General features: G+C 60.7%; 18 protein-coding genes. 11 read left to right on the forward strand and 7 right to left on the reverse strand.

The annotated features are described in order from the left end of the window. Positions 1-29: 29 nt before the first annotated feature. Complete coding sequence (locus NDJ82_RS12730; protein WP_099583023.1) at positions 30-1,340, reverse strand: MFS transporter; 1,311 nt, start codon at positions 1,338-1,340, stop codon at positions 30-32. 161 nt (positions 1,341-1,501) lie between these two features. Between NDJ82_RS12730 and NDJ82_RS12735 the strand changes: the two genes are divergently transcribed. The 4 genes from NDJ82_RS12735 (at position 1,502) to NDJ82_RS12750 (ending at position 5,538) form a co-directional block, all read left to right on the forward strand. Further along, positions 1,502-2,608, forward strand: a complete 1,107-nt coding sequence (locus NDJ82_RS12735) for a sugar diacid recognition domain-containing protein (RefSeq protein ID WP_112195311.1) — start codon at positions 1,502-1,504, stop codon at positions 2,606-2,608. Positions 2,609-2,699: 91 nt separating this feature from the next. After that, entirely contained in the window at positions 2,700-3,839 is a 1,140-nt protein-coding gene (locus tag NDJ82_RS12740) for a glycerate kinase (RefSeq protein ID WP_250925619.1), read from the forward strand. Between the two features lie 54 nt (positions 3,840-3,893). Next, positions 3,894-4,964, forward strand: a complete 1,071-nt coding sequence (locus tag NDJ82_RS12745) for a DUF1176 domain-containing protein (RefSeq protein ID WP_250925620.1) — start codon at positions 3,894-3,896, stop codon at positions 4,962-4,964. Between the two features lie 61 nt (positions 4,965-5,025). After that, on the forward strand, positions 5,026-5,538 hold the full coding sequence (locus NDJ82_RS12750) for a GNAT family N-acetyltransferase (RefSeq protein WP_158878260.1): 513 nt from the start codon (positions 5,026-5,028) through the stop codon (positions 5,536-5,538). Here NDJ82_RS12750 and NDJ82_RS12755 read toward each other — a convergent pair. Next, entirely contained in the window at positions 5,535-6,227 is a 693-nt protein-coding gene (locus NDJ82_RS12755) for an aspartate/glutamate racemase family protein (protein WP_250925621.1), read from the reverse strand. The two genes, NDJ82_RS12750 and NDJ82_RS12755, sit on opposite strands and share 4 nt — an antisense overlap. A 163-nt stretch (positions 6,228-6,390) precedes the next feature. Here NDJ82_RS12755 and NDJ82_RS12760 point away from each other — a divergent pair, with 163 nt between their 5' ends. Together NDJ82_RS12760 and NDJ82_RS12765 are read left to right on the forward strand one after the other, a co-directional pair. Further along, positions 6,391-6,885, forward strand: a complete 495-nt coding sequence (locus tag NDJ82_RS12760) for a hypothetical protein (RefSeq protein WP_099583017.1) — start codon at positions 6,391-6,393, stop codon at positions 6,883-6,885. Positions 6,886-7,005: 120 nt separating this feature from the next. Continuing rightward, positions 7,006-7,677, forward strand: a complete 672-nt coding sequence (locus tag NDJ82_RS12765) for a DUF3313 domain-containing protein (RefSeq protein ID WP_099583016.1) — start codon at positions 7,006-7,008, stop codon at positions 7,675-7,677. Here the strand turns inward: NDJ82_RS12765 and NDJ82_RS12770 are convergent. The 5 genes from NDJ82_RS12770 to NDJ82_RS12790 form a co-directional block, all read right to left on the reverse strand. Continuing rightward, the gene (locus NDJ82_RS12770; RefSeq protein ID WP_250925622.1) at positions 7,674-8,645 is read right to left on the reverse strand and encodes a DUF3829 domain-containing protein; all 972 of its coding nucleotides are present in this window, start codon (positions 8,643-8,645) and stop codon (positions 7,674-7,676) included. The two genes, NDJ82_RS12765 and NDJ82_RS12770, sit on opposite strands and share 4 nt — an antisense overlap. Then, a complete protein-coding gene (locus tag NDJ82_RS12775) occupies positions 8,642-10,192 on the reverse strand; it encodes a J domain-containing protein (protein ID WP_250925623.1) in 1,551 nt (516 codons plus the stop codon). Before NDJ82_RS12775 ends, NDJ82_RS12770 begins: the two co-directional genes overlap by 4 nt. Before the next feature lie 63 nt (positions 10,193-10,255). Continuing rightward, complete coding sequence (locus NDJ82_RS12780) at positions 10,256-11,656, reverse strand: DUF1254 domain-containing protein (protein WP_250925624.1); 1,401 nt, start codon at positions 11,654-11,656, stop codon at positions 10,256-10,258. A 130-nt stretch (positions 11,657-11,786) separates the two neighbouring features. Then, positions 11,787-12,155: a response regulator gene (locus NDJ82_RS12785; RefSeq protein WP_250925625.1), complete on the reverse strand. Its 369-nt coding sequence runs from the start codon at positions 12,153-12,155 to the stop codon at positions 11,787-11,789. Positions 12,156-12,372: 217 nt separating this feature from the next. Further along, positions 12,373-15,681, reverse strand: coding sequence for an Mcf1 protease effector domain-containing protein (locus tag NDJ82_RS12790; protein ID WP_250925626.1), 3,309 nt, complete (start codon positions 15,679-15,681; stop codon positions 12,373-12,375). Positions 15,682-16,173: 492 nt separating this feature from the next. Here NDJ82_RS12790 and NDJ82_RS12795 point away from each other — a divergent pair, with 492 nt between their 5' ends. From NDJ82_RS12795 to NDJ82_RS12815, 5 genes are all read left to right on the forward strand, one after another. After that, positions 16,174-19,671 (forward strand): response regulator, encoded by a 3,498-nt coding sequence (locus NDJ82_RS12795; protein ID WP_191947827.1) that lies wholly within the window; start codon positions 16,174-16,176, stop codon positions 19,669-19,671. Continuing rightward, a complete protein-coding gene (locus tag NDJ82_RS12800; protein WP_224793894.1) occupies positions 19,672-20,502 on the forward strand; it encodes a CheR family methyltransferase in 831 nt (276 codons plus the stop codon). Beyond that, complete coding sequence (locus NDJ82_RS12805; RefSeq protein ID WP_158878252.1) at positions 20,499-21,098, forward strand: chemotaxis protein CheB; 600 nt, start codon at positions 20,499-20,501, stop codon at positions 21,096-21,098. Before NDJ82_RS12800 ends, NDJ82_RS12805 begins: the two co-directional genes overlap by 4 nt. After that, the gene (locus NDJ82_RS12810) at positions 21,092-22,285 is read left to right on the forward strand and encodes a hybrid sensor histidine kinase/response regulator (RefSeq protein WP_099583006.1); all 1,194 of its coding nucleotides are present in this window, start codon (positions 21,092-21,094) and stop codon (positions 22,283-22,285) included. The genes NDJ82_RS12805 and NDJ82_RS12810 overlap by 7 nt, the downstream gene beginning before the upstream one ends. 79 nt (positions 22,286-22,364) lie before the next feature. Further along, positions 22,365-22,742, forward strand: coding sequence for a response regulator (locus tag NDJ82_RS12815; protein WP_112195288.1), 378 nt, complete (start codon positions 22,365-22,367; stop codon positions 22,740-22,742). Positions 22,743-22,763: the final 21 nt, after the last annotated feature.

Raw genomic sequence — 22,763 nt, forward strand, 5'->3', positions numbered from 1 at the left:
GGGGATTGACCCCTCCCACAAGCGCCGCGTTATGCCTTCAAGGTGCGTGTCATCCGCAGAGCCAGAAAGCTACCCGCCACAATCACCGCCGCCAGCAGGTACAGCGCAATATCGGTCGAGCCTGTAGCGTCCTTCACAAAGCCAACGATATACGGGCTGAGAAACCCCGCCATCTGCCCCATGGAATTGATCAACGCCAGGCCACCCGCCGCCGCGCCCGCGCTGAGCATCGCCGTCGGCACTGGCCAGAACATCGGCAGGCCGGTGAGGGCGCCCATGGTGGCGATGGTCAAGCCAAGGATGGCAATCGCCGGGGTGGTGGCGAAATTCACAGCAATCAGCAGGCCAATCGCGCCCATCAGCATCGGCACCACCAAGTGCCAGCGACGCTCCTTGCGCAAGTCCGCAGAGCGGCCCACCAGCAGCATAAACACCGCCGCCAGCAAATACGGAATCGCACTGAGCCAGCCGATCACCAGGTTATCGCTGAACCCCAGGTTCTTGATGATCGACGGCAGCCAGAAGTTGATCGCGTACACACCGCTCTGGATACAGAAGTAGATCAGGCCGAACGCCCAGATCGCCGGGTTCTTGAACACTTCGGCGAGGGAGTCGGTGGTGGTCTTCGGCTTGTTGGCCAGGTCCGTCGCCTGATCGGCTTCCAGCACTGCGCGCTCGTGGGGTTTGAGCCACTTGGCGTGGGCAAACGTGTCACTGAGCAGGAAGAAGGCGAGGGCGCCGAGAATCACGGTGGGGATGCCTTGCAGCAGGAACATCCACTGCCAGCCCGCCAAGCCGCCTTGGCCGGCGGCGAAGTGGTTGAGGATCCAGCCAGAGAACGGGCTGCCGAGCAAGCCGGACACCGGGATCGCCGACATGAACAGCGCCATGATCCGGCCACGGCGGAAGGTCGGGAACCACTGCGACAGGTAAAGCACCACGCCAGGGAAGAAGCCGGCTTCGGCAGCGCCCGTGAACAGGCGCAGCGTGTAGAAATGCGTCGGCGTGGTGACAAACAACAGGCACGTGGACAAGGTGCCCCACACGATCATCATCAACGCAATCCAGCGCCGTGGACCGAACCTGGTCAGCGCCAGATTGCTCGGTACGCCGCACAGCACGTAGCCGATGAAGAAAATCCCGGCACCCAGGCCGTACACGGTTTCACTGAATTTCAGCGCATCAAGCATCTGCAACTTGGCAAAGCCAACGTTGACCCGGTCGAGGTAGTTGAACAGATAGCAGATGAAAATGAAGGGGATCAGGCGCAGGGTAATGCGCTTGTAGATGGCGTTTTTATCGTCATCGGTGGCCAGTGTGGCAGCGGCGCTCTGTGACATGGCGTTCTCTCTTTATTATGATTTTTCGCGATGCGAGGGTAACGTTGATCGCCCAACGAGTCTCGGCCACGGAGCGGGGTGCTGTCTTTGTGCTCGCGCACAGTGACGGATACTTTGCGCTGTGCCGATGAACAATCATGTTTTTTCAGGAATTTAGACTCATGTTCGAGTTGGATCATGACTTGGCGCAGGACATCGTCGATCGGACCATGGCGATTTTGCCCTACAACGTCAATGTCATGGACAGCCAGGGCCTGATTCTGGGCAGTGGCGAGTCCGAGCGGATCAACACTCGCCACGAAGGCGCGCAACTGGTGCTGGCCAATGGTCGCGTGGTGGAAATCGACGGCCAGACCGCCAAGCACCTCAAGGGCGTGCAACCCGGTATCAACCTGCCGCTGCTGCACGATCAGCGCTTGATCGGTGTGCTGGGCATCACCGGCGAACCTGAGCTGCTGCGCACCTACGCCGAACTGGTACGCATGACCGCTGAAATGCTGGTCAGCCACCGTCATCAGCAAGCCGAGCAACAATGGCGACGCCAGCGTTGCGATGATCTGTTGGCCTTACTCCTCGCCGAAACCGGAGACTCGCCGCGCCTGGTCGATGAAGCTCAACAGTTGGGACTCAAGCCCCAACTGGCGCGCACGCCGTACCTGTTCGAACTGGGTGACGGCCAGTCGGCGGAGGCGTTGAGTGCCTGGCTGACGTCGCGCTATCCGGACAGTTGGTGCGTCAGCTCGGCGCAGTTCTCGCTGTTATGGTGCCGGCCTGCGGCGGTGCAGGTGGATAATCCACGGTTGCTCGAAAAACTCGCAGGCCAAGGCTGGAATGTCCTGCGGGTGGCCGTCGGCGGGCAGGCAGAGGGGCTGGCCGGGTTGCGCCGTTGCTACCGGCGCGTCGGTGACTTGCTGGCCTACGGCCGCGATGTTCTGCCGCATTCGCGGTTGCTGACCCTCAACCGTTATCGCTTGCCGGTGATGCTCTGGCGCCATCGCAACGACGACGCGCTCGACGAACTGCTCAACCCCCTGCGCAAGGTGCTGGCCAAGGACAACAACGGCCAACTGCTGGCCACCCTGCGCAGTTGGTGCGACCACGATGGGCAAAGCCAGGCCTGCGCCGATGCGTTGGGCATCCACCGCAACAGTCTGCGCTACCGCATGGAGCGCATCGCCGAACTCAGCGGCGTCGACCCACTGACCCTGGACGGCATGCTTGCCCTGTACCTGGGCGTACAGCTGTTGCCCCAGCCTTTGTCGGAATGAACAACAAACCCCACCCGCACTTGTGCATCGGACCGGCGTCATTCCCGGTGCCAACTGGCAGCATGGGCGTCATAAAAACCGGAGAAAGCCCATGAAAATCATCATCGCCCCCGACTCGTTCAAGGACAGCCTGAGTGCCGAAGGCGTCGCCCAGGCCATTGCCCAAGGCTTGGCCCAGGTCTGGCCGGATGCGCAGTTGATCCAGTGCCCGATGGCGGACGGCGGTGAAGGAACGGTGGATTCGGTACTCGCGGCCTGCAATGGCGAGTTGCGCCGCCAAGCCGTACGCGGGCCGTTGGGCGCCACGGTTGATGCGCGCTGGGGCTGGTTGGCCGACAGCCACACGGCGATCATTGAAATGGCCGAAGCCAGCGGCCTGCAATTGGTCCCGCCAGGGCAGCGCGATGCCTGCATCAGCAGCACCTACGGCACTGGCGAACTGATCCGCGCCGCGCTGGATGCTGGCGCACAGCGCATCATCCTGGCGATTGGCGGCAGTGCCACCAATGATGGCGGGGCCGGCGCGATGCAGGCGCTGGGCGTGCAACTGTCTGACGCCCAATCCCAGGTGCTGGCGCCGGGCGGCCTGGCCTTATCCCAGCTGGCCCATATCAGCCTGGAGCGGCTTGATCCACGCCTGTCCGAGGTGCGCTTTGAAATCGCCGCCGACGTCAACAATCCCCTGTGCGGTGCCCACGGCGCCTCAGCGATTTTTGGCCCGCAGAAAGGCGCCAATCCCGAGCAAGTCCAAAAGCTGGACGCGGCCCTCAGCCACTTCGCCGATCACTGCGCCAAGGTGTTGCCCAAGGACGTGCGCGATGAACCCGGCAGCGGCGCCGCCGGCGGCCTGGGCTTCGCCGCCAAAGCCTTTCTCGGCGCACAGTTTCGAGCCGGTGTAGACGTCGTCGCCGAACTGGTTGGCCTGGACGCGGCCGTACGCGGCGCCGACCTGGTCATCACCGGCGAAGGCCGCTTCGACGCCCAGACCCTGCGCGGCAAAACCCCCTTCGGCGTCGCCCGCATCGCCCAACAGCACGGCGTACCCGTGATCGTCATCGCCGGCACCCTGGGCGACGGTTATGAACAGATGTACGCCCACGGCGTTGACGCTGCCTTCGCCCTGCCTTGCGGCCCGATGAGCCTGGAGCAGGCGTGCGGTGAGGCACCGCGTTTGTTGCGTGAGCGGGCGGCGGATATTGCGCGGCTGTGGCGGGTGGCGGCCAAGCACTGACGTCGCCTCCCGAACATGGGACAATCCGCGCCTTTTTTGACACGGAGAGTCCCCATGCTGCGCCCCGCATTCCTGGCACTGCTGTTGACCGGCACTGCCACTTTCGCTCAAGCCGACGCCGAAACCGTCCCCTTGCTCCGGGAAATCAAGAACTGGGTCACGGGTTGCGACAACCTGCGCAATTGCCATGCCCTCAGCGCACCCAGTGGCGTTGACGAAGAGGACTACAGCTCGCTGACCTTGCACATCTGGCATCAGGCCGGGCCTGAAGGGTTCCTGCGTTTGCGGTTCGACCATCGCGGCGAGGCGCTGGACCTGTCGACTCTGCTGTTGGACGGCCAGCCGCTGGAGCTGGAGCTGACCCGGGACCTTCATATAGAACTCGACGATCAGGGCGGTGATCCCGAGGTGCAATCCTACGGCGTAATCGAGGACGCTGCAGCGCGGCGGTGGCTACAGCGTTTGCGCAATGGCCAGCGTGTGCAATTGCCGGGGGATGAGCAAGCCCATGTGTCGCTGAGTGGGCTGAGTGCTTCGCTGTTGTTGATGGATTCCGTGCAGGGCCGCGTGGATAACGTCAGCGCCCTGGCCCGGCCGGGTAAAGGCGCGGCCAGCGGCGTGCCCGCGCGCTTGCAGGCACCAGTGTTGCGCAGATTCCCAGGAGCGCCGGGGTTGACTGCGCAGGAGCAGGCTGGCCTCGTCGCGGCTGCGTTGCATACCATCACGCCCGAGGATAACGGTACCGGCAGCGCGCCCGAGGCCAACGCTGGCGCCCTGACCGCACAGCAGGCGATGACGGTGGTGCGTTATGACTGCGCAGCCTACAACTGTGAATACGATGTGGTCAGCCGCCAGCGCCAGGCGCCGTACGCACAAACCCCGATGCACCTTGAGCCCTTGCCATTGGGGATCGAGCCGCTGCAAGGCTCGGTGGGGTACGACCCGGCCAGCGGCACCTTGAGTTATTTCTACAAGCTGCGCGGGCTCGGCGATTGTGGCGAGGGCGCCGTCTGGGTGTTTGATGGCCAGGGGTTCCAGCTCAGCGAGCTGCACGCCATGCCGCGCTGCACCGGGGTCGGTTACGGCGATTGGCCGGCGTTGTGGTCGACAGCGCCGGCACCCTAGCCATCGGACGGGCAGGGCCTCTACACTGGCTGGCCACGTGTCTTTCAAAGGATGAAACACCATGCACACGCCTGAACCCCATATCGTGATCCAGCGCTTTACCGAGGCCCATCTTGAGGGCGTCGCAGCGCTCTATAACGAACCGGCCGTGTGTCGACAGGTGCTGCAAATGCCTTTTCAATCCGTGGAGGCCTGGCGCAACAGACTGGTACTGGACAACGAGCGCCGGCTACAACTGGTGGCGGTGCACGGGGGCGAGGTGATCGGCCAGCTCGGCCTGGAACAGTACCTGCGCGTGCGCCGGGCCCATGTGGGTTCGTTCGGCATGGGCGTCGCACAGGCCTGGCAGGGCAAGGGCGTGGGTTCGCGCCTGCTGACGGCCGCGCTGGACGTGGCCGACAACTGGATGAACCTGCACCGCGTGGAACTCACGGTGTACGCCGACAACGAAGCCGCGCAACACCTGTACCGTAAATTCGGTTTCGAGGTGGAAGGGGTGTTGCGCGATTACGCCCTGCGTGACGGTGTGTTTGTCGACACCGTGAGCATGGCGCGCCTGCGCCGGTCGGCTTAATCCTGCAAGGCAAACGCCACCGCAGCCTGCGCATGCAGCTCGGTGGTGTCCAGCAGTGGCAGGTCGCTGTGTTCCGGCTTGATCAGCATCCCGATTTCCGTACAACCGAGGATGATTGCCTGGGCGCCACGGGCGGCCAGGGATTCGATCACCCGCTGGTAGATCTGGCGTGACGTGTCGCTGATCACGCCCACGCACAACTCTTCATAGATGATGCGGTGCACGTCCCGGCGCTCATTCGCGTCCGGCACCAATACCGTCAGGCCATGCTCGGCCAGGCGCGACGTGAGAAAGTCCTGCTCCATGGTAAAGGCAGTCCCCAACAGACCGACCGTCAGCGTGCCGGCTTCCACAGCGGCCAAACCGGCGGCATCGGCGATGTGCAGGAAAGGAATCGACACCGCCGCCTTAATACGTGATGCCACCTTGTGCATGGTGTTGGTACACAGCACCACACACTCGGCGCCGCCCGCTTGCAGGCGACGCGCAGCCTCTTCCAGGATCAACGCGGCGTCATCCCAGCGCCCTGCATGCTGGGCCTGCTGCACAGGGCCGAAATCCACGCTGTACATCAACAGTTGCGCCGAGCGCAGCGGCCCGAGTTGGTCGCGTACGCGCTGGTTGATGATCCGGTAATACTCGGCGCTGGACTCCCAGCTCATGCCGCCGATAAGGCCGATGGTGCGCATGTGATATTCCTGACAAGGGATGTGGCTTCACCTTACCCACTGGCCAGCCAATAGTCATACGCAGTTGCCAGCCAAATGACCGGTGCAGTTTTAAGCCGTACGCCGTACCGCCGCATCTGCCATGATCAGCCCTCGCAACCTGGCTCACCCAAGGAATCTGGCAATGGACGATGTACAGCAACTGGGCGAGATGCTTCGTCATTACGCCGACAGCGAAGCGCACAAGAAGCAGCAATTCGACGTGCAATCAGCCCGCTGGGCACAAAAACTCGGTGAGTTGTTCGAACAGATCGAACAGTGGCTGGAGCCGGTGAAAACCGTCGGGCTGCTGGAGGTCCATCGTCAAGCCTATGTGGCCAGTGGGCCCAGCGTGCCGGTGGAGACGTCCACCTTCAAAACCGAGAAGCTCATTGTGCAGATCACCGGCAAAACCGTGGAGTTCGTGCCGGATGTGATGGGCGCGGGCGGTTCGATTTCCGTAGCAGTGATGGGCTTGACCGCTGCCCGCCACGGCAGCGTTTCGCTGGTGCTGGCGGCCGATAAAAACGACTGGCTGTGGAAGAAAACCAATGGCCTGAAAGACCCGGATACCTTCGGTTTCGACGCCAACTTCCTGGCCTCGCAGTTGCAAAGCCTGATCCCTCGCGAGCGCAGCTGAGTCGTCTTGTCGCCACACCCGCTGGTCTGCCAAATGCCTGGGGTCAAATAAGGTGTATTCCCCAGGATTGGCTATACCTACAGCTCATTGTTTCGATGAAAACCGCCAGGGAGTTCGATGATGAAGCTAAGGCTAATGATCAGCACGCTATGCATTGCCACGATGGGGATGACGGGCTGCGCCAGTAAGGTGACGCAACCGGATGAGTATTCGGGCTTTCTGTCCGACTACAGCCACCTCAAGCAGGCCCAGTCACCGTCGGGCGCCGAGGTGATGCGCTGGGTCGATCCCAAGCTGGACCTGAGCCGCTACAACGCGGCCTACATCGAACCCACGCAGTTTTACCCCAAGCCCCACGGCACCGCGAAAATCCCCGACAGCACCCTCAACGGCATCAACGCCTACTACAACCAGGCGCTCAAGCGTGAGTTGGCCAAGTCACTGCCCCTGGCCAACGCGCCCGGCCCAGGTGTAATCGTGGTGCGTGCGGCAATCACTGCTGTCAGCAGCAAGACCGAAGGCCTGAAACCCTATGAGTTCATCCCGGTGGCCCTGGTGGCGGCGGCGGTGAGTACCGGCACCGGTATCCGTGACCAGGAAACCACCTTGGGCACCGAGGCGCAGTTTCTGGACGGCGCCAGTGGCAAGGTCATCGCCCAAGTGGTGCGCAAAGGTACCGGCAAGCCACTGGCAAACGATTCACAGGTGATGAAGGCCGATGACGTGAAAGGCGTGATCGACGGATGGGCGTCCGACCTGCATCAGTCCTACATGAAACTTAGAAAACCCTAAAACGCATTCCTGGCCAGCCGGTTGTAGTAGCTGAGCAGGGCGTCGTAGCGGCGGGTGACGAGGTCATAGTCGTCACTCAACTGCTGCGGCGCGGCGTGGTCCTGCCAGTGCTGGTGCAGGGTAACCAAGGCCTTGAGGTATTCATCGGCAGGCGCCTTGATGTTGTACCAGAGGTGAATCGCCTCATCGTCGAGCCTTCTGCTGGGCATGGCGTTCAGAAAGACTCGGCCGTCTTCGGCAGTCTGGCGCAGCGCTTCGGTCAAGTCGGCCACCTGCTGCGGGGTCAGGTTGGCGTCGCGCACGCCTTGCTCGATCTGGTTGACCGCCTGGCGCGCCGTGATCATGTAGTTGAGCAGATGCCACTGCATGTCCCGGCCAAAGCGCGCCTCCAGCAGCGCCAGTTGCGCGGGACGCACGCGTAGATCTTCATCCTCCAGCTGTTGGCGCAGAGAAGTGGACGCCGTCAGGTAGGTTTCGACGACCTGGTCGTAGGCCAGCATTAATTGCTTGTGTTTGGCCTCTGCGGCTATTTCCTGGCCCGTAGGCGCCAGACTGCGCGCCTGCACGCGAGCGCTCCCATCCGCCAGGGCCGTGAGGTCGTACAGCGATTGCGCGTAGGCGCCGGCGGCCGCGAGCAAATCGCTGGCGGGTGCCTGGCGTTCCAGTTTCACCGTGTACTGCTGCGAACACACCGACCGCTGGATAAGGTACGGCGCCGGCTCGTTGCGGTCGCCATAGTTGTCGAGGGTCGGCTTGTCGGGCTCGGGGTAATAAGTTAGGCGCGTATCCCGGTCGACGCGGTTCACGCAATCAATGATCGGCGCCAGGGCACTCGCCCTGGCGGTGTGGGGACTGTCGCGCTGGTCCAGCCACAGTTGCACCTTTTGCAAAGGCCTGCTGGCACCGGCCACGCCGAGCAGGCCCAGGCCCAATGCCAGACTGATGGGTAACAACCATTTTGGATTCATGGCTTGGCCTCCTGACCGTACCACTGCGCCTGCGTGGCGGGCGCCTGGCACTCAACCACGCTGCGCGGCATGCGGCTGCACAGGCGTTCGGTCCACTGTTGCAGGCCTTGGTTGCGGGTAACCCGATGCTGGTTGTCGAGCACCTTCAAGCCAGCGTAGAGCGCGACCGCAGTGACGAGGCAAAGCGCCGTGCCGAGGACGGCCCAGCGCGGATGGCGGGCGGTCCACGGTGTGTGGTGATTCATGAAAGGCCGCTTGATCAGCCCCACCAGCGCCAGCGCGACCACCAGGGTCAAGCTGGCGAACGGGCTGAACACATAACCCAACGCCACCGCCAGAACGAGGCCGGGGACCAGGTCGCGTATCGGCAATAGCGGCAAGTGGGTCGGGCTGAGCCAGCGGGGCAAGCGTTGGCTCAGCTGTTCATCCAGCACGCGGTATTGATGAGCCAACGGACGCCAGGCCTGCCAGGCGATGCCCGCACCGACCACGGCACCGATCGACCACAAAATCCCCTGGCCCACGGTCGGAACCACGTTGCCGGCCAGGGCGTCGGCCTTTACCAGCACGCCCACCAGGCAACTGAGCACCAGCGCCACGAGCCACGGCCAGGTGTCCATCGCCGACTCCCAGCCCTGCCAGAAATACACCGTGCCACCGGGCATGCCTTCGGCAACGCTGACGTGATCGGCATAAATATCGGCGCTCAGGGACTTGCAGGCCTTCCAGTCGTCTTCGTCGAAGCGTTGGGCGAAGGCACGGCGCTGGCCCAGGCTCATCGGTGCCAGCAGTAAACGTGCGGCGCGCTGTTGCGGGCTGTGGGGCGGTTCTGCGGCCAACGCACGTTGGCGCGCCATAAAGGCTGGCCCTTGCTGGCGCTTCAACAACAGCGCCCAGTCGCCGGCCGGGCAGCCATGGTCTGCGCCGCCGTGCCAGTTTTGTCCGGCGCACACGGCGTCGAACACCGTGCTCGACCAGTAAGGATGGTTGGCAAGCAGCCTGGCCAACCATTCGTTGAACCACTCGGCGTGGGGATGATTGTTGACCCAGGCATGCGCGCCGGGTGTAGCGGCGTAGGCGGCCAGGAATGCAGCGTCGTCTTGCTGGCCGAGGGCTTGGTGCAAGGGTTGCTGCAACCGGGTCCGGTGCTGGAACTCCAGGGTGCTGATCAATTCGCTGGGCAATTCCAACCGCTGCCAGGCGGTCAGCCAGTTGAAGGTCTCGAAGGCCCATCGCGTGTCTTCGGCATTGAGGTCGCCGTCGATACAGCGCTGCAACAGGTGGACTTCGAGCAACAGCGCGGTGCCATCGGCCATGGCCGCTTGGTAATGCTGGGCGAGGCTCAGGTCGGAGGTCTCGATAAGCACGTCATCCGCGACCTGCTCGCCTGGGTTCCACGCCAGTGCCGCCTCGTAGGCTTCGCGCAGACGCTGATAGCCCTCAGGGTCATCGTCCGGGCGGGTCTTTTTCAACAAGGCGGCGTATTGACGCTTGATCGTGCGGCTATCGGCACCTGGCGTCAGGCCGAGGACATTCCAGCAAGTCATGTGCGGTGCAACTCCCTAGACAATCGCGCCCGGTCTGACCCTGTTGCGACCGGGCGCGTGGTGTTACTTGAGCGGTGTCAGTGGCGGCAGCTTCCATTGACCGCTACCCACCTCAGGCTTGGGCAGGTAAATCCGCAGTACAGCGAAAAACGGGCCGGGCGGCGCCGGCAACCAGTTGCTCTGTTCGGCTTTCGGTGGCTCATGGTGCTGCAACGCCAGGGTCACGCCGCCGTCGGCGTCGCGCTTGAGGTCACCCAGCATGCGCGAGTTGATCAGGTAGCGTTTCTTGTGATTGGGCACCAGCAGCTTGGTCTTGGCGTCGTACAGGGTCAGGGACCAGAACGCATCGGCCGGAGGCAACTGGTCCTTGGCAAAATGCACGGTGTAACTGTGACGCGCACCATTGGCCGGTTTGCCTTCGCTGTCGACGAAATAATTGAGGTACGCGGCCTCGTCGCTGGAGTTGCCGAAGATGCCCATGTCCGCACCGGCGTAGCGGTACAGGTAGTTGTTTTGCAGGTGGTCGCGGCTGCCGAACAGCTCACCGCTGGGCACTTGGTGGGTGTCGAGCTTGTCCTTCTTGAACGTTGCAAACTCGGCGCGGGCATCGCTGATGCCATCTTCCAGGGCCTTGCGCTGCTCGGTCGTCAACTGGTTGAACTTGAAGGGCGCACCGGGGGCGATGCCGATTGTGGCAAAGCGCGCCAGCAGGTCTTTTTCACTGTCCTGGGGCGCGGCGAAGGCCAACATGAAGTTCAGGTAGCGAAACAGTTGCGGGCCTTCGGCCATGGTCGCGGTGGGCTTGGGCCACTCGACCTTCGGCGCCTTGGCCGGCGCGGCTTGTTTCACGTAGTTGCTCAGCGTCTGCACTTTGTAGCCGTTCTGGATCTGCTTGACCTTGTTCAGGTCTTTTTCATCGAACAGCTGCGTGCGGTACAGGGCGTAGGCGATGTTGCTTTCGCTGTACACCACGCGGTCCACGTCGACCGGTTGCTGACCTTTCCAGTCCGGGCCGGCAATCATGTAGTGGCCGCCATTGTTGCCGGTGCTGCGGGTGCCCAGGTAGGCGATGTTCTGCGTATAGAGGTCGATCAACTGCACCGAGTAGTAACGGTTATCTTCGATCTTCGGCAACGTGAGCACCAACGGCTCGCTGCGCAGGTCCAACCATACAAAGGAGTAGGGCGTGTCGGCGTTCGGGGTCAAGATCGCCGTGTCCTTGGGCGTAAACACCTGGGCGGTGTTGCCGATGCGGTTGAACGGTGCCTTGAAGTTGGCGCCGCCTTTATCAACGGCCTGGGTGTAGAGCGTCTTGTACATCTGCACCACCGGGTAGCCATACAGGTAGGCTTCCTTGGCGATGGCCCGCGCTTCGCTCGGGGTCGCGGTGAAATCGGCCCAGGCGCCGGTACTCATGAGTATCGAGAGGCTCGCCAACAGCAGGCGCGTCGGTTTTCCAATCATGTTGTTGCGTCCTTACAGGGGGCTTTGAGTGACGGGGAGTGAAGGCTGCGAGTTTCCGGTTTTATTTCCCGAACGTCACGTTAATCCCTGCAAAAATGACGCAGGTCACGTTATCCCGCTGGCGACGGAATCAGGCGTCGGGCAGCATTGATTTGACTTTGTCGCGCAGTTGGTCAATCGAGAACGGTTTGGCAATCACTTGCATGCCTGCGGGCACGTCAATGTTCTCGGCATAGCCGCTGGCAAACAGGATCGGCAGCGAGGGTCGCAGCTCACGGACTTTCGTTGCCAGTTGCTTGCCGTCCATGTCTGGCAGGCCAACGTCGGTCATCATCAGGTCAATCACCTGGCCATTGTCCTGAACCTTGACCAAAGCCGCTTCAGCGTCGGCCGCTTCAAGCACCTCGAACTCCAACTCCTCAAGTACATCGACGATCAGCATGCGCACAATGGCGTCATCTTCAACGACAAGGATGATGGAGGCTGGCGGGGACGACATAGTGGGAGTTCCTGAAAAGAGGGGGGGCGGTGATAAAAAAGTCAAAAAGACACTTCACTAGTGAGTCTTCCCGATCCAGGCAAGTTCCCCAGAAGCGCGCATTGTGACGACACTGGACGGCGTTGTCTCTTTCCAGGGGCGTACAAATTGAATTCTTAGGCCCAGCCCCGCAGGGTTTGCTGCAAGGCTGGGGTGTTCAACAGCGCAAATCAAGGCATTACAATTGGGCATCGATGAGTTGCTGTAGAGCCGGCTTGTTCACGAAATCGACATTCATGTCAGTTGGGTCAAATGTGCTGACAGAGTATTCCCGTGTACCGCGCTTTTTGCCGTAGGGGAGCAGGGTAGCGGCAATGTTCCCGCTGTTCAGTGCTTTCTCCATGCCCTCCTGCATCGATTGCAAGGTGGTGAATGTGGCCATCCCGGAGTTGGGTTCGTAGAAAAACCAATCAGTCTTGCCGGCTTCAACTCTTATCCCGGCGAGCATTGCATGGTCCTTGGTCGTTATCCGCAGGGTTTTTGATTGGGGGGAGTTGGTCAAGTCCTCGATGATGTCTTGGTAAGGTTTCTTCGTATGCGGTTTGCCCATATGGAACGTAGTTTTCCTGCTGGCCGAGTCTTGAAGATCTTTTAGCTGTTGAATGAACAAAGCAGCTTTGGGATCGCTTGGGTTATCGGCTGCCCTGTAGAGGTTTTGCATCAGCTTATCTTCTTTCCCTTGGTGGACCGCCAAGGCCATTGCATTGGATAGACCCGCGCACTCGCCACGCGACGTAATATCAACATTCGCCAGGTAATGAACTTGTGACACCGGGACGACGCGAACGCCGGGCGCGCTGACATCGTGGGTCAAGAGACGAGATGCGTACTGAGCATTCTCAAGGTCTTTCTTTTTGATTTCCCTTGTCAGCACCCCCATTTCTTCCGGGGTTCGATCGGTTTTTGATGCCAACTGCCTGAGTTCCGCGCTGTCCATGCCTTTGTGGTACCCCTTGACATTCTCCAGTAGGCCGCGTGAATGCCCTAAGTTGTACCGCGGCAGATTGGGCGGCGTTTGCGCAGCGAGGATGTTGTTCTTGAGGTCCATATGATGCAATTCGCGCTCTCCCTGGGCGTTAAACGTGGGGGGCTCACTTGCGCCCTTGGGCTTGAAATCCTTGATCGGCAACCCATACAGCTCGTTTTTGTCGGGGTTGTAGTGGTACCACTGATCGTTCTTGAGCACTGAGACCGTTTCAATGCTGCGGTTCCCGGCGGTAAACGTACCGATCAAGGCCGTGCCGTGTTCTTTGCTGACGGCGTTCAGCAGGTCATAGCTACCGCTGGCACCCCTTAGTTTATGAATGGCCTCAGCCCCTCTGGTCGCGAGGAAACTGGCGCCCTGGCCCAATACCCTGGCGCCTCCCGCCGCTAGATCACCCAAACCGCTCAAGGGGTTCAGCGCCCCGATGGTTGCTGCACCGATCACTTTGGCGGCGCGTAGCGCCTTGGCGCCGCTGGAGAGCGCGGAGCTGCTTATCTTCATCAGTTTGCCTGCGGCTGCGGCGCCAGCGGTGAGAAAGCCGAATACATCCAGCGCCAGATCGAACGCGCCCTCGCCATAGTTCCCTTTCTGGAAATTGACGATGGCCGATCGAAACGGGATCAGGTTTAACAGAAATTCGGTGAGTGGGTTGGGGCCGCCTTGCAATTCGTCCAGGGTGGTCTGGCCCAGCGCATTGGCTTTTATAGACGGGTCGTCGAGTTCAAGGTGCTGCACAAACGCGTTGGCAATGGCATGGGATCGATCGCCGCTGAAGGTGTTCAACTGTGATTCATTCACCGGTCGTTCAACACTGAGCAGGTCGGCTCCCTCCTCAGGCTTGAAGGGTTTAGTCGTGGATACCCACCGTGATCGACTTGAACTCTGTTCCTCCGCCCGCCACAGATGCGTGGGTTCAATCGTGCCTTTGTTGAAGTTGATTTCGTAAGCTGCTGATACGCCGTTCAGTTCAGTCCTGACCAGGAGGCCTGGCTTGTTTGGACCGTAGGTTTTATCGGTAAACCCCAGGCCTAACTCGTGCGAACCTTCTTGGAACAAGGTGACTTTACCGAATTCGAAATTTTTTCGATCCGCCAACGGCAGCTGTGAAATCAAGTGCCGGATCGTGGTGTTTACAGCGGATTTTTTGTCCTTGATGCTTTGGCTGAACTCTTGTTCGAAGGCGCCTCGCACGCCAAAACTCAAGTTGGCGTTCAATGCTTCCAACGGAATACGGGGGTCATCCGACTTGAAGGGCGCCGGATCCGGCAAGTCCATCATGGCGATATCCAACATCGAATGCTCGCCTACCAGCCTGATTTGCTTATCGGTCCCGCGATAAGCGTCCGTACTCAGCACTTTCTCTTCGAAAAGCGGCCCCAGGTCGCCAAAACGCTCTTGGAGTCTGGCCAGTGCAATTTCTTTTCGGGTGGGTATTGGCTCGTCCAGCGCTTTGGTCGCCGTGAGCCGAGCGTCAAGTTGTTCGTTGAAGGCGGTTCTGACCGTATCGAGTTGTGCGTCGGAGTAGTCGTCGTTGAGGTTTTTGCCGATAACACCGTTGGCCACTCCCCAATCCACCAGAGCCGCAGCCTGGGCGTGCTGGGTAATCGAACGGTCTGCCAGGGATGCACTTTCGGCTTCTCGCATGACATCGGCAAACGTCATGTTCGGGACTTTGCCCGGCGTACGGGCCTCGATTGTGGCCGCAGCCACCGCCAGGTTCATCCACGCCGTACTGCCATAGGTCACCGAGGCAGGTATGTCCTTGATCAGGAACATCGGGGCGCGGCTGGCCAACAGCAGGTGGGCACCGACGTGTGCCAAGGCGGGGCTTGTGCGCTTTGTCGCGCTCAAATGAGCGGCCAGGCCTTCAACTACGGCGGAGGCGGGCTTACCCCAATGTTGTTCGCTTGCCAGATCGAAACCGGCAATGCTGTTGCGACGAGGCGCGGTGATGGACTCGGGGTCCATCTGCAGCGCAATCCCCGCCAGCAGGTAATCCGTCACGCTGCTGCCGGTGTCAATGCCTTGCATTTTCTCTTGTATGTCTTTGCCCATCAGTTGGGCCCGCGGTGAGCTGATCAGCGCATTCAGTATCTTCGCGGGATCATTCTGCGCATCCGCCGGTAACGGCTGACGATAACGCAGGAACTCCAGTACACCGTCTTGGGTTTGCATCACCAACGGTTTGTCACCCAGATGGTGGACGTGATTGAGCGTAATGGCCCGCAGGCGTCGCTGTTCGTCTGACGCCAAGGGCGTTGGCCAGGACAGCGCGCCTCCCAGATTGCCCAGAGGGTGCTCCAACGCTCTGTCGATCACCGCATCAGCGAGTGCATTGAGGTGGAAGTGGGCGGCGGGCACCTTGACTCCCAGGTGCTCGATGAAAGCCTCCAGGCTCACGCTGCCATTGCCCGGCGCGAGGTACGAAGAGGCCGGATCGATAGCCATGGATGTGTTTTTTACCCCCTCAAGAATGGCCTCTGGCGTTGCGTCTTTGCCCATTCTTGTCGCCAGGTCCCTGAGCGCCTGGCCGAGCGTCTTCAAGTTCGCCTTATCGGCCAGTTGGCCGCGGAGGTCGGTTTTCCCGGGTGACGATGGGGTGTCCGGGGGGCCTATAGCCGAAGGGGCCGACTCAGCAAGGCTCGGCCTGGGCGTGGCTGTAACGATGGGAAGGGGCGTGGCGGTAGACACATGTGTCGAGATATTCAACATGCTGCAAATACCTTTACGAATAGGAATTAAGCGCCCTCCTGATGGAAACTCCCTGTTTCGGAGACGCAGCATTGGGTGGAAAACCGACGCGCCCACGTTCCGATTGCACGTGCACAACAGTGTGAGGAGTTAATTCGTTGACATGATGTGACGCGCCGTTGATAGAGGCACTTTTGTACCAAGTGGCAGCAGTTCTTCGCACTCCCGGCCTTAGAAAAATAGCGTTCAACCGCAACTTTGGGGCAAACTCCCGGTTTTTCCGTACTTGGCCAAGGCATGCCCATGACTCCCGCGTCGTCAGTCGATGAAAAGAGCTTTCGTACCCTCCTGAGCCGAAACGTGGCATTACCGCTGGGTGTGGGTGTGCTCAGCGCCGTGTTTTTTGTGTGCCTGATCACTTATTTGCTGACGGTGATCAAGTGGGTGGAGCACACCGATCGGGTGATCAATAACCTTAACGAGTCCTCCAAGCTCACCGTTGACCTGGAAACCGGCATGCGCGGGTTCCTGATCACCGGTGACGAGCATTTCCTCGACCCGTACGAAGTGGCCAAGCCGCGCATCATTGCCGACCTGCGTAACTTGCAGGAGTTGGTGGCGGATAACCCGCAGCAGGTCGACCGCCTCAAGCGCTTGGAGGCCATGCAGGGTGAGTGGAACAATTACGCCCAGTCGATGATTGATATGCAGCGCCAGAGCGGTGATTACCGCAGCGCTGTGAAGGCTGGCCGAGGCAAGCGCCTGACCGATGAGATCCGCAAGGAATACGACGACGCGGTGGCGATGGAGCAACAGTTCCGTCTTTCCCGCAATGAGGATGTCACACGTACCACGATAATCAGTGTCACCCTGTACCTGGCGTTCGTACTCGGCTTGAGTGGTTTTCTGGCGTATATCGGCAGGAAGAATCTGCTTTCTCTGTCAGAGAGCTACGCCACAACCCTCGCGTCACAACAGAAGATTGCACGCCGCCTCGAACAGCAGGCCTGGCTGCGCAACGGGCAGACTGAACTGGCCGAACAAGTGCTGGGCCAACTGACCCTGAACATGCTCGGGCGCAATATCCTGCAGTTTTTTGCCCAATACATGGGCTCGGCCGTTGCGGCGCTGTATGTGCGCGAGGAACACGGCGGCCTGAAACGGGTGGCCACTTATGGCTTCTCCCGCGAGCAGGAGCAACTGGAGCAATCAATCTACAGCGACGAAGGTATCGTTGGGCAGGCCGCGCAACTGGAGCGTCTGATCCGCCTGGATGATGTGCCGGTGGATTACTTCAAAGTCAGCTCCGGCCTCGGCGAAGGCCCTACACGCAGCGTGCTGGTGATGCCGACCAGCGATGACGACCGCGTCAACGGCGTGATCGAACTCGGCTTCCTGCGCCCGCTGGATGACCGCGACATTGAATTGCTGGAGCTGATCGCCGGCAACATCGGCACCTCCATCGAGGCCGCGCGTTATCGCCAGCGCCTGCAAGAAGTACTGGCCGAGACCCAGCAGCTCAACGAAGAGCTGCAAGTGCAGCAGGAAGAACTCAAGACCGCCAACGAAGAGCTGGAGGAGCAGTCACGCATCCTCAAGGAATCCCAGGCCCACCTGGAGACCCAACAGGCAGAGCTGGAACAGACCAACGAACAATTGGCCGAGCAGACCCAGACCCTGGCCGACCAGCGCGACGCGATGGACCGCAAGAACATCGAACTCAATCAGGCCCAGGTGGAACTGGAAGATCGCGCCGAAGAGTTGCAGCGTTCCAGCAAGTACAAGTCCGAATTCCTCGCCAACATGTCCCACGAGCTGCGCACGCCGCTCAACAGCTCGTTGATCCTGGCCAAGTTGCTGGCGGAAAACCCCCAGGACAACCTCAGTGCCGAACAGGTCAAGTTTGCCGAGTCGATCTATTCGGCCGGCAATGACCTGCTTAACCTGATCAACGACATCCTGGATATTTCCAAGGTCGAAGCCGGCAAGCTGGAAGTGCGCCCGGAAAACTCCAGCGTGGCGCGTCTGGTCGACGGTCTGCGCGGGATGTTCGAACCCCTGGCTGCGGACCGCAAACTGGGCTTCCAGGTGGAGGTCCAGGCCGACGCGCCGGCGATGCTGTTTACCGACCGCCAGCGCCTGGAGCAGATCCTCAAGAACCTGTTGTCCAACGCGGTCAAGTTCACCGAGCAGGGCCAGGTCAGCCTGTCGGTGTCCCGCGCATCGGAGGAGGGCATTGCCTTTACCGTGCGCGATTCCGGGATCGGTATTGCGCCGGACCAGCAGGAAAGCATCTTCGAAGCCTTCCGCCAGGCCGACGGCACCACCAACCGCCGTTACGGCGGCACCGGCCTGGGCCTGTCGATTTCCCGCGACCTGGCAACCTTGCTCGGTGGCTACATCAGCGTGACCAGTGAACCCGGCAAGGGCAGCGTGTTCACCCTGATATTGCCGGAGCAGTACCTGGAGCGTGCCGACGACGCGCCGCCGATCGAGCAACCGCGCCACGCCGTGGTAGTGCCTGCCCCGACACCGATCAAGGTGTCGCCGCTGCCGGTCGCCGATGCTGACTTGATCCCGCGCTTTGCCGATGACCGCGACAAGGCACCGTTCACCACCCGCTGCATCCTGGTGGTGGAAGACGAGCCCAACTTCGCCCGGATCCTGTTCGACCTGGCCCACGAACTGGGCTACCACTGCCTGGTTGCCCACGGGGCAGATGAAGGCTACAGCCTGGCCGAGGAGTACATTCCCGACGCGATCCTGCTGGACATGCGCCTGCCGGACCATTCCGGGCTGACCGTGCTGCAACGCCTCAAGGAGCACGCGAGTACCCGTCATATCCCGGTGCATGTGATCTCCGTGGAAGACCGCGTCGAAGCCGCCATGCACATGGGCGCCATCGGCTATGCGGTAAAACCCACCACCCGCGAAGAGCTCAAGGACGTGTTTGCACGTCTGGAAGCCAAGCTGACCCAGAAGGTCAAGCGCGTCCTCCTGGTGGAGGACGACGACCTGCAACGCGACAGCATTGCCCGCCTGATCGGCGACGATGACATCGAGATCACCGATGTCGGCTTTGCCCAGGCCGCGTTGGACCTGCTGCGCACCAACGTCTACGACTGCATGATCATCGACCTCAAGCTGCCGGACATGCTCGGCAATGAGCTGCTCAAGCGCATGGCCACCGAGGACATCTGCTCGTTCCCACCGGTAATCGTCTACACCGGGCGTAACCTCACCCGCGATGAAGAGGCCGAGCTGCGCAAGTACTCGCGCTCGATCATCATCAAGGGCGCACGCTCGCCGGAGCGCCTGCTGGACGAAGTCACACTCTTTCTGCACAAAGTCGAATCCCAGCTGTCCCATGACCGTCAGAAGATGCTCAAGACCGCCCGCAGCCGCGACAAAGTGTTCGAGGGGCGCAAAATCCTGTTGGTGGACGACGATGTGCGCAACATTTTCGCCCTCACCAGTGCGCTTGAGCACAAAGGCGCTGTGGTGGTGATCGGGCGTAACGGCCGCGAAGCCATCGACAAACTCAATGAAGTCGACGATATCGACCTGGTGCTGATGGACGTGATGATGCCGGAGATGGACGGATACGAGGCCACCGCCTTGATCCGCCAGGACCCGCGCTGGAAGAAGCTGCCGATCATCGCGGTGACGGCCAAGGCCATGAAGGACGATCAGGAGCGTTGCCTCGCGGCGGGCTCCAACGATTACCTGGCCAAGCCGATCGATCTGGACCGTCTGTTCTCACTGATTCGCGTATGGCTACCGAAGATGGAACGCATTTAAGTGGAGCACGTTTTTTTGGACAAGAGCAGCGACATCGAGCTGCGCCTGCTGATTGAGGCGATCTACCTCAAGTACAGCTATGACTTTCGCGACTACTCCGGTGCGTCGGTCAAACGCCGCGTGGCGCACGCACTGCGCCAGTTCGACTGCGCAACCATCTCGGCCTTGCAGGAGCGTGTGCTGCACGATCCGGCGGCGTTCATGCAACTGCTGCAGTTCCTGACGATTCCGGTGAGCGAGATGTTTCGCGACCCGTCGCACTTTCTGGCCATCCGCCAGGAAGTGGTGCCGCTGCTGAAGACGTATCCGTCGATCAAGATCTGGATCGCCGGTTGCAGCACGGGGGAGGAGGTCTACTCCATGGCGATCCTGCTGCGCGAAGAGGGCCTGCTGGAACGCACGATCATCTACGCCACGGACATCAACCCGGCCTCGCTCGATAAAGCCAAGCAAGGCATCTTCTCCCTGGAGAACGTGCGCGCCTACACCGCCAATTATCAGCAGGCCGGTGGGCAACGTTCATTTGCCGACTACTACACGGCGGCTTACGATTACGCCATCTTCGACAAGACGCTACGCGAGAACGTGACCTTTGCCGATCACAGCTTGGCGACCGATAGTGTATTCTCAGAAACTCAATTAATTTCGTGCCGTAACGTACTGATTTATTTCAATAAAAAGCTGCAGGACAGGGCGTTTGGATTGTTTCACGAGTCGCTGTGCCATCGCGGCTTTCTGGTGCTGGGCAGCAAGGAAACCCTGGATTTTTCGGCCTACAGCAAGCAATTCGAACCCTTGGTCAAGCAGGAACGGATCTACCGCAAATCATGAACGAAGCGCCAGCCAGCCCGATTCGCGGGATTGAAGCCATTGTCGTCGGCGCGTCTGCCGGCGGTGTGGAGGCATTGCTGAGTATTTTTGGCGAGCTGCCTGAGGGCTTTGGCTTGCCCATCATTGCGGTGCTGCACCTGCCGGATGAGCGTCGCAGCCAGTTGGCCGAAGTGTTTGCCCGACGCCTGCGTATCCCGGTGCATGAGGCGCGTGACAAAGAGCAGATCAAGGCAGGCGCTCTCTATTTCGCTGGCCCTGGTTATCACCTCTCGGTGGAGCTTGATTACAGCCTGTCCCTGAGCCAGGAGGACCGCGTGCATCATTCCCGACCCGCCATCGATTACCTGTTCGCGTCGGCCGCCGATGCCTACGGCAAAAATCTGCTGGCGATTCTGCTGACCGGCGCCAACCAGGACGGCGCGCGTGGTCTGGCCCACGTCAAGCGCTCCGGTGGCATCACCGTCGTGCAAGACCCGGCCGAGGCGCGCATCTCCGTAATGCCCCGTGCGGCCCTGGCCCTGCATACCCCCGACCATATTCTTACGCTGAGCCAAATCGGCTCGTTACTGGCTTTGCTGGAATCTTCCCCATGTTAAGTACTGTCCAGGCCAAACTGCTGATCGTCGACGATCTGCCGGAGAACCTGCTGGCCCTCGAAGCGCTGATCAAGCGTGAGGATCGCCAGGTCTTCAAGGCATTGAGCGCCGATGAAGCCTTGTCCCTGTTGCTGGAGCACGAATTCGCCATGGCGATTCTCGACGTGCAGATGCCCGGCATGAACGGTTTCGAACTGGCCGAGCTGATGCGCGGCACCGAAAAAACCAAGAACATCCCGATTGTGTTCGTCAGCGCTGCTGGCCGCGAACTCAACTACGCCTTCAAGGGCTACGAAAGCGGCGCCGTGGATTTCCTGCACAAACCGTTGGATATCCACGCGGTGAAAAGCAAGGTCAATGTGTTTGTCGACCTCTATCGCCAGAGCAAGGCCATGAAGCAACAGGTCGAAGCCCTGGAGCGCAGCCGCCGCGAGCAGGAGTTGCTGCTGAACCGCCTGCAGGCCACCCAAGCCGAGCTGGAGCAGGCCGTGCGCATGCGTGACGACTTCATGTCAATCGTCGCTCACGAAGTGCGTACGCCCCTCAACGGGCTGATCCTGGAAACCCAACTGCGCAAGATGCACCTGGCCCGGGACAACGCCGCCGCCTTCACCCTGGACAAGATGCACGCGATGGTCGACCGCGATGAGCGACAGATCAAAAGCCTGATTCGCTTGATCGAAGACATGCTCGACGTGTCGCGTATCCGTACCGGCAAGTTATCGATACGCCCGGCGCGGTTTGACCTCGCACAACTGGTCAGCAACCTGGTGGAAAACTTTGCGCCGCAAGTGGCGGCCGCCGATTCGTCGATGCAATTGGTTGCAGACGAGCCCGTCGAAGGCAGCTGGGACGAGTTCCGCATTGAACAGGTGGTCACCAACCTGCTGACCAACGCCCTGCGCTACGGGGCCAAGAGCCCGGTTGAAGTGCGGGTGTACAGTGAGCACGGCGAAGCACGGGTAGAGGTGCGTGATCACGGTATCGGCATCAGCGAAGAGAACCAGAAGCGTATCTTCCAGCAGTTCGAGCGCGTGTCCGCCAGTCAGGTAGCAGCGGGTCTTGGCCTTGGACTGTTTATTTCCGAGCAGATCGTTGCGGCCCATGGTGGCACCATCGAGGTCGAAAGCCAGATAGGCGAGGGCGCGCTGTTTCGGGTGTGCCTGCCCCTCGATACGTCGGCGTGAAATCAATCGTCACTTCGACGCAACCTTCTGCGTGACCCTATGGTCGTACATGCAGCAACTGACCGGACAAAGGCTTCCCATGAGTGAAGATGCACAAGATGTCGTACTGATTGTCGAAGACGACGAATCCATTATGTTTGTGCTGGGCGAATACCTGGCAGGCCTCGGCTATCGGGTGTTGAAGGCGATCAACGGCAAGGAAGCGTTTGAGATTCTGGCGACCAAACCGCACCTGGACCTGATGGTCACCGACTATCGGCTGCCGGGTGGAATATCCGGTGTGCAGATTGCGGAACCTGCGATCCAGTTGCGGCCGGAATTGAAGGTCATCTTTATCAGCGGTTACCCGCAGGAAATCCTCGATTGCAACAGCCCGATCACGCGCAATGCACCGATCCTGGCCAAGCCGTTTGATCTGGATACGCTGCAGGAACATATCCAACGCCTGCTGGCCTGAAACGAAAGGGCCGGCGCAGAG

This window comes from Pseudomonas sp. SR18 (assembly GCF_023701505.1).
GTDB classification, from domain to species: Bacteria; Pseudomonadota; Gammaproteobacteria; order Pseudomonadales; family Pseudomonadaceae; genus Aquipseudomonas; species Aquipseudomonas cyclaminis.